This window comes from Amycolatopsis sp. NPDC003861 (genome assembly GCF_053605405.1).
This window is the reverse complement of sequence record NZ_JBSGJD010000397.1, coordinates 1-5,852: the sequence shown is the minus strand read 5'-3', so window position 1 is coordinate 5,852 and position 5,852 is coordinate 1. Positions and strand designations below refer to the sequence as shown.

General features: G+C 71.9%; 7 protein-coding genes. 3 read left to right on the top strand and 4 right to left on the bottom strand.

Translation table 11 applies throughout. The features are described 5' to 3' along the window. Positions 1-97 precede the first annotated feature (97 nt). From der to ACWEVN_RS45975, 4 genes are all read right to left on the bottom strand, one after another. Positions 98-1,558: a ribosome biogenesis GTPase Der gene (gene der / locus ACWEVN_RS45990; protein ID WP_310971409.1), complete on the bottom strand. Its 1,461-nt coding sequence runs from the start codon at positions 1,556-1,558 to the stop codon at positions 98-100. Between the two features lie 16 nt (positions 1,559-1,574). Next, positions 1,575-2,234 (bottom strand): lysophospholipid acyltransferase family protein, encoded by a 660-nt coding sequence (locus ACWEVN_RS45985; protein ID WP_452055469.1) that lies wholly within the window; start codon positions 2,232-2,234, stop codon positions 1,575-1,577. Then, a complete protein-coding gene (cmk, locus tag ACWEVN_RS45980) occupies positions 2,231-2,935 on the bottom strand; it encodes a (d)CMP kinase (protein ID WP_449685612.1) in 705 nt (234 codons plus the stop codon). Before cmk ends, ACWEVN_RS45985 begins: the two co-directional genes overlap by 4 nt. 91 nt (positions 2,936-3,026) lie before the next feature. Beyond that, on the bottom strand, positions 3,027-3,572 hold the full coding sequence (locus ACWEVN_RS45975; protein WP_449685611.1) for a TetR/AcrR family transcriptional regulator: 546 nt from the start codon (positions 3,570-3,572) through the stop codon (positions 3,027-3,029). Between the two features lie 113 nt (positions 3,573-3,685). On the opposite strand from ACWEVN_RS45975, the gene ACWEVN_RS45970 reads away from it, so the two are divergent. From ACWEVN_RS45970 to ACWEVN_RS45960, 3 genes are read left to right on the top strand one after another with little or no spacing between them, the layout of a single operon-like run. Further along, the gene (locus tag ACWEVN_RS45970; RefSeq protein WP_449685566.1) at positions 3,686-4,054 is read left to right on the top strand and encodes a DUF4267 domain-containing protein; all 369 of its coding nucleotides are present in this window, start codon (positions 3,686-3,688) and stop codon (positions 4,052-4,054) included. A 37-nt stretch (positions 4,055-4,091) separates the two neighbouring features. Continuing rightward, positions 4,092-4,574 (top strand): cation:proton antiporter regulatory subunit, encoded by a 483-nt coding sequence (locus ACWEVN_RS45965; protein WP_167384818.1) that lies wholly within the window; start codon positions 4,092-4,094, stop codon positions 4,572-4,574. Positions 4,575-4,581: 7 nt separating this feature from the next. Continuing rightward, positions 4,582-5,775: a cation:proton antiporter gene (locus ACWEVN_RS45960; protein WP_449685565.1), complete on the top strand. Its 1,194-nt coding sequence runs from the start codon at positions 4,582-4,584 to the stop codon at positions 5,773-5,775. Positions 5,776-5,852: the final 77 nt, after the last annotated feature.

The window sequence follows — 5,852 nt, the reverse complement described above, 5'->3', positions numbered from 1 at the left end:
TTGAAGCCGGAACCGGCGTGATTGGGGCCGTAACTCGCGAGTTACGGCCCCAATCACGCGAGTCACGACCCTGATCACGCGAGTTACGGCAAATCGCTCACCGGGTTCGGGCGGCTTTTCCGCCGACCTTCGGCTTCGCCTTCTTTTCCCGGACGCGCACATTCACCCGAACGGGGCTGCCGGTGAAGCCGAACTGCTCACGGAACTTGCGTTCGATGAAGCGGCGGTAGCCCGCCTCGAGGAAGCCGGTGGTGAACAGGACCAGCGTCGGCGGGCGGATGCCGGCCTGGGTCGCGAACAGGACCTTCGGCTGCTTGCCCGAGCGGACCGGCGGCGGGGTGGCCGCGATCAGGTCGGACAGCCACGCGTTGAGCTGGCCGGTCGGCACCCGCTGGTCCCACGACTTCAGCGCGGTCCGCAGGGCCGGCGCGAGCTTGCGCACCGAACGGCCGGTCAGCGCCGAGATGTTGACCTTCTCCGCCCACGGCACGCGGACCAGGCCGCGGTCGAGCTCGCGGACCATCGCGTGCCGGCGGTCCTCGTCGACCAGGTCCCACTTATTGAAGGCCAGCACGCAGGCGCGGCCGGCCTCGACGACCATGGTCAGCACCCGCAGGTCCTGCTCCGACAGCGGCTCGGCCGCGTCCAGCAGCACGATCGCGACCTCGGCCGCGTCGATCGCGGTCTTGGTGCGCAGCGACGCGTAGTACTCGGCGCCCGCGGCGAAGTTGACGCGCTTGCGCAGGCCCGCCGTGTCGACGAACCGCCAGGTCTCGCCGTCCAGTTCGACCAGCGAGTCGACCGGGTCGACCGTGGTGCCGGCCACCGAGTCGACGACCGAGCGCTGCTCCCCGGACAGCTTGTTGAGCAGGCTCGACTTGCCGACGTTCGGCTTGCCGACCAGCGCGACGCGCCGCGGCCCCGACGTCGGGACGCCGCCCTCGCGCGGCGACTCGGGCAGGGCCTTGAGGATGGCGTCGAGCAGGTCGCCGGAGCTGCGGCCGTGCAGCGCGCTGACCGGGTGCGGCTCGCCGAGACCGAGCGACCAGAGCGACGCGGTGTCGGCGAGCAGCCGGTCGTCGTCGACCTTGTTGGCGGCCAGCAGCACCGGCTTCTTCGAGCGGCGCAGCACCTTGGAGACGGCTTCGTCGGTCGCCGTCGCGCCGACCGAGGCGTCGATGACCAGCAGCACCGCGTCCGCCGTCTGCATGGCCAGCTCGGCCTGGGCGGCGACGGAGGCCTGCAGCCCGGTCGCGTCCGGCTCCCAGCCGCCGGTGTCGACCAGGGTGAACCGGCGGCCACCCCAGTAGGCGTCGTAGGCGACGCGGTCGCGGGTCACGCCCGGCACGTCCTGCACGACGGCTTCGCGCCGGCCGAGGATGCGGTTGACCAGCGTCGACTTGCCCACGTTGGGCCGGCCGACGACGGCGAGCACCGGCTGCCCGAGCGCGGCCTCCTCGGCCGCTTCCGCCGCCTCGATCTGCGCGTCGAGCGCGGCGAATTCGGTCTCGTCGGACCAGGTGCCGTCGACTTCGCCGACGCCGTCGTACTCTTCCATCACTACCCGATTTCCCTTATACCGCGCCGAATCCGTGTTCGGCACGCCAGTCGTCCAAAGTCTTCACGAGCGCCGCGAGCTCACCGCGCAGCTCTTCGGTGCCCTGGTCGAGCCCGGTCTTCCCGGGGCCGACTTTCGGCGTGAACGGCTCGCCCACGAGGATGTCCACCCGTGGCCGGAACCGCCGCTTGCCGTCGGCCGGCTTGAGCGTGCCCCGCGTCGCGACCGGGAGCACGGTCGCGCCGGAGGCCCGGACCAGCCAGGCCGCGCCGCGTTCGGCCGCGCCGACGTCCCCGGCACCGCGGGTGCCTTCGGGGAAGATCCCGACGACCCCGCCGTCCTTCAGGACGCCGACCGCGGTGAGCAGCGGCTTGCGGTCGATCTCGCCGCGCTTGAGCGGGATCTGCCCGATCGCCAGCAGGAACTTGCCGACGACGCCGCCGAACATCTCGGCCTTGACCAGGAACGCCGAACGCCGCGGAAGCATTCCGAAGATCAGCTGCGGCTCGATCATGGAGCTGTGGTTGGCGATCACGAGCAGCGGCCCGGTGGCGGGGACGCGCTCGCGGCCGTGCACCCGGATGCGGAAGGCCGAGCGCAGATAGTACCGGGCGAAGACCCGCCCGGCGTCGTGGAGCCTGCCGACGGATCCCTCGGGGAGTCCGTCACCGCTCATCGAGCGACCTCGGCGTTGCAGCCTTCGAGGATGCCGCGGTGGCTGGCCAGCTCGCTCAACGCGACGATCACCTGGTCGATCGACAGCTCGGAGGTGTCGACGTGCACGGCGTCGTCGGCCGCGCGCAGCGGCGAGGCGGCGCGGGTCGAGTCGAGGTGGTCGCGGCGCTCGACGCTGGCCAGGGCGTCGGCGACCGACGACTGCCGCCCGGCGGCGGTGTCCTGGGTGCTGCGGCGCGACGCGCGGACGTCGGCCGAGGCGGTCAGGAAGACCTTGAGCGGCGAGTCCGGCGCGACGACGGTGCCGATGTCCCGGCCCTCGACGACGATCCCGCCGCGGTGCCCGACGACGTCATCGATGATCTGCCGCTGCCGCGCGACCAGCAGCTCCCGCACGTGCGGCACGGCCGAGACCGGCGACACGGCCTTGGTGACCTCCGGCCCGCGGATGTCGGCGGCGACGTCCGCACCGGCCAGGCGGATCTCGGGCCGGTCGGGGCTGGTGCCGATGGTGAACTCGGCGCGGTCCGCGACCTCGGCGACCGCGTCCTGGTCGGCCGGGTCGACGCCCGCGCGCAGCACGGCGAGGGTGACCATCCGGTACATGGCACCGGTGTCGAGGTAGCCGGCCCCGAGGCGCTGGGCGAGCTTGCGGGCGACGGTGGTCTTCCCGGTCCCCGATGGGCCATCCAGCGCGACCACACCACGTAGGGCTCCCGTCACCGGCACTCTCCTCGCGTTCTCGTCCCGTTCGGCGTCGCCCCCCATTCTGCCGGTCGGGGTGCGGGGGAGATCAGTCGGCCCGCGTGCCGAAGCGTGCCACCACCAGCGCGAGGCGCTCGTCACGGTGGGCGGGCGAGAGCCGGCGGCCCCGGTCCAGTGTCACGAGGCCGTGCAGGGTGCTCCAGAACACCTCGGTCAGCGCGCCCGCGTCCTGCTCCCCCGCCGTCGGCTCGACGACGGCGAGCAGCTCCGCGAAGCACGCCTTCATCACCTCCGGCGTGTCGTCCTCGGCGAACCGCAGCTCCGAGGCGTGCGTGAACATCGCGTCGTAGAGGCCCGGTTTGGCTTCCGCGAAGGCCACGTACGCCTCCGTCACCCCGCCGAGGCCGCCCGGACGCGCCGCGCCCAGCGTCGCCGCCAGCTCGGTGAAGCCCTCCAGCGCGGCCGCCGCCATGATCGCGTCCTTGCCGCCCGGGAAGTGGCTGTAGAGCACCGGCTGGCTGTACTCGATCAGGCCCGCGAGCCGCCGGGTGGTGACCGCATCCCACCCCTCCGCCTCGGCCAGCTCCCTGGCCGCGGCGATGATCCGCTGCCCTCGCTCGGTCCGGTCGCGCACACGCCGTTGTCGCTGGGTCATGGATCACATGCTAGCACCGCTAGACAAACTAGCGCCGCTAGATTAGCGTTGCTAGTAATCCTAGCGATGCTAGAAAACCTGGAGGGAACACCATGCTCGTCACCGGCTACGTCCTCACCGCGCTCGTCTCGCTCGGCATCATCTACGTCGGCCTCAACTACCTCTTCGCGCCGGCGAAGATCGCCGTGGGCTTCGGCTTCCAGGCGGTCCCGGAGAACGCCGAGACCTTCTTGAACGTCAAGGGCGGCCGCGACATCGGGGCGGGCCTGATCCCCCTGGCCCTGATGATCTACGGCGACCCGCACGCGCTGGGCTGGGTCGTCCTCACCGCGGCCGCCTGGCCCCTCTTCGACCTGCTGATCGTCCTGCGCCACGGGGGCAAGAAGGCCATCGCCTTCGGCGTCCACGGCCTGACCTGCCTCGCGATGGCCGTCGCCGCCCTGCTCCTGCTGCTCGGCTGAATCCCCGCGAATCGGACACCTGGGTTACGGTGGTTGGGTGAACGTCGAAGTAACTCCTCTGCCCGGCATCGGGGTCCGCAAGGACTTCGCCACCCGTACCGGCCGCCGCATCGGCGTCGTCACCCAGCGGGACGGCCACATCGAGCTGATCGTGTCCAAATCGGACGATCCCGATGCCTGCGCCGCCTCGATCCCGCTCACCGCGGACGAGGCCGGCGCGCTGGCCAACCTGCTCGGCGCGCCGCAGCTGGTCGCGCAGCTGACCGAGGAGCACCGCGACCTGCCGGGGATCAGCACGCGGCAGCTGCCGATCAAGCCGTCCGGTCCGTTCGACGGCCGGACGCTCGGCGACACCGCGATGCGCACCCGCACCGGTGTCTCGGTGGTCGCGGTGGCGCGGGCCGGCCAGGTGCACCCGTCGCCGACGCCGGACTTCACCTTCACCGGCGGCGATCTGCTGGTCGCGGTCGGCACGAGCGAGGGCCTGGAAGCCGCCGCCAAGATCCTCAAGTACGGCTGAGCGGCCGATGGACCACACCGCGCTGTCCCTGATCGAACTGGGGGCGGTCTTCTTCGGGCTGGGCGTGCTCGGGCGCCTGGCCGCGAAGATCGGCCTCTCCCCCATCCCGCTCTACCTGCTCGGCGGCCTCTGCTTCGGCCAGGGCGGCCTGATCCCGCTGGGCGACATCGGCGGCTTCACGCACCTGGCCGGCGAGATCGGCGTCGTGCTCCTGCTCCTCCTGCTCGGCCTGGAGTACTCCGCGGCCGAGCTGTTCACCGGGCTCCGCCGGTCCTGGACGGCCGGCCTGCTCGACATCGTCCTCAACGCGGCCCCCGGCGCGGCCGTCGCGCTGCTGCTGGGCTGGGGCCCGGTCGGCGCGATGGTGATGGCGGGCGTCACGTACATCTCGTCGTCCGGCATCGTCGCGAAGGTCCTCGGCGACCTCGGCCGGCTCGGCAACCGCGAGACGCCGGTGGTGCTGTCGATCCTCGTGTTCGAGGACCTCGCGATGGCGCTCTACCTGCCGATCCTCACCGCCGTGCTGGGCGGGGTGTCGCTGCTCGGCGGTCTCGAGGCGGTCGGCATCTCGCTGCTGGTGATCACCGTGGTGCTGGTGGTCGCGCTGAAGTTCGGCCGGTACGTCTCGGCCGCGGTGGACAGCCCGGACCGCGAGGTGTTCCTGCTCAAGGTGCTCGGCGCGGCCCTGCTGGTCGCCGGTCTGGCGTCGGCGATGCAGGTCTCGGCGGCGGTCGGGGCGTTCCTGCTCGGCATCGCGATCTCGGGCTCGACAGCGGAGAACGCGACGCACATGCTGGAGCCGCTGCGCGACCTGTTCGCCGCGGTGTTCTTCGTGGTCTTCGGCCTCAACACGAACCCGGCGTCGATCCCGCCGGTGCTGGGCTGGGCGATCGTGCTGGCGGTGGTGACGACGCTGACGAAGGTGGCCACGGGCTGGTGGGCGGCGCGCCGCCAGGGCATCGGGAAGATGGGCCGGGCCCGGGCGGGAGCGGCGCTGGTCGCGCGGGGCGAGTTCTCGATCGTCATCGCGGGCCTGGCGGTGACGGCGGGAGCGGTCACGGGCGAACTCGCGGCGCTGGCCACGGCGTACGTCCTCCTGATGGCCATCCTCGGCCCGACGGCGGCCCGGGTGGTGGAGCCGATCGTCCGCGCCCTGCAACGCAAATCGGCCGCGCGGACGGCCCCGGCCGAGGCGAACTAGCGCAGGCCCCCCCCCCCCACACCCCCAAAAAGACAAAAGGGGGGGTAGGGAAAAGGGATTGCTGGGTGGGGGAGGTA

Bases quoted from the DNA above. Each gene is read 5' to 3' on its own strand.
- der (WP_310971409.1), bottom strand. From the start codon at position 1,558: ATGGAAGAGTACGACGGCGTCGGCGAAGTCGACGGCACCTGGTCCGAC.
- ACWEVN_RS45960 (WP_449685565.1), top strand. From the start codon at position 4,582: ATGGACCACACCGCGCTGTCCCTGATCGAACTGGGGGCGGTCTTCTTC.
- ACWEVN_RS45970 (WP_449685566.1), top strand. From the start codon at position 3,686: ATGCTCGTCACCGGCTACGTCCTCACCGCGCTCGTCTCGCTCGGCATC.
- ACWEVN_RS45985 (WP_452055469.1), bottom strand. From the start codon at position 2,234: ATGAGCGGTGACGGACTCCCCGAGGGATCCGTCGGCAGGCTCCACGAC.